1 protein-coding gene is annotated in these 1,035 nt (G+C 32.1%); it reads right to left on the minus strand.

Annotation, left to right across the window (positions count from 1 at the left end):
* Positions 1 to 51: 51 nt before the first annotated feature.
* The coding region (locus AC1B00_RS09560) for a methyl-accepting chemotaxis protein (RefSeq protein WP_488849495.1) at positions 52 to 1,035 on the minus strand (984 nt) is incomplete at its 5' end.

The raw sequence follows: 1,035 nt of genomic DNA on the forward strand, positions 1-1,035 counted from the left end.
AAAAGAAACTTCACTTAAGAAGTTTCTTTTAGCTTTTTAATGTAGTGTTTATTAAAACTTATTCTTCATTACAGATTCAACTGCACTGCTTGCCATAGAATCTACTTCATCTGATATCTTATTAGTATTATCAGCTACAACAACATTAGCACGTGTTAATTCATCTATACTGCTTATTGCTTCGTTTATTTGAGTAATAGCTTGAGTTTGTTCTTTAATGCTTTCGCTCATATCATTTATTCCTTGAGTTAATACATTAACACTAGCTTCTATTTCTGTTAAAGATTTTTGAGTGCTTTCAGCTAGTTTTCTTACTTCATCAGCAACTACTGCAAATCCTCTTCCATGCTCTCCTGCTCTTGCAGCTTCTATTGCAGCATTTAGTGCAAGAAGATTAATTTGCTCTGCAATGTCTCTTATCATAGTGATTACATTTTTAATATCTTCTCCATTTTTAATCACTTCATTTGATTTTTGATTTACTGCATGCATAGATGCACTCATTTCTTCTACTGCTGCTGCACTTTCTTGTAAGCTTGCTGCTTGCTTTCTTGCACCTTCGTTTATATCAATAACACTTGTTTTTAGTATTTTTGATTTTTCTTGTAGGTTTCTTGCAGTTTCAAGGTTTGTTTTTAACATATCTCTTATTTGCTTACCTAGCATATTAGTAGCAAGTTCAACCTTACCTCTAGCATTCTTTATTTCGTTTCTAAAGTCATTCTGACTATATTCATCAAAGATTTTTTCAATTGAGTTAGTATTAGCTCCTACTTTATCTTCTAAAGTATCAAGCATTTTATTTAATACATTCTTTAGTTCAATTAATTGTGGGTTTGCAGGATTTAGAGTAATTCTTGCTTTTAAATCACCGCTTTCAATTGCAGCTGCTGTTTGAACGCTTTGTTCTACTGCTTGGGTGTCTTTATCTAAAGAAGAGATTGTTCTTTCTATATTATCATTAATAGCTCTTGCCATTGCTCCGAATTCGTCTTTAGAGTTTAGGTTTATTTTACTTGCGTGTTTGGTTTCGTG

The sequence above is a fragment of the Campylobacter sp. DY7 genome, assembly GCF_057802535.1.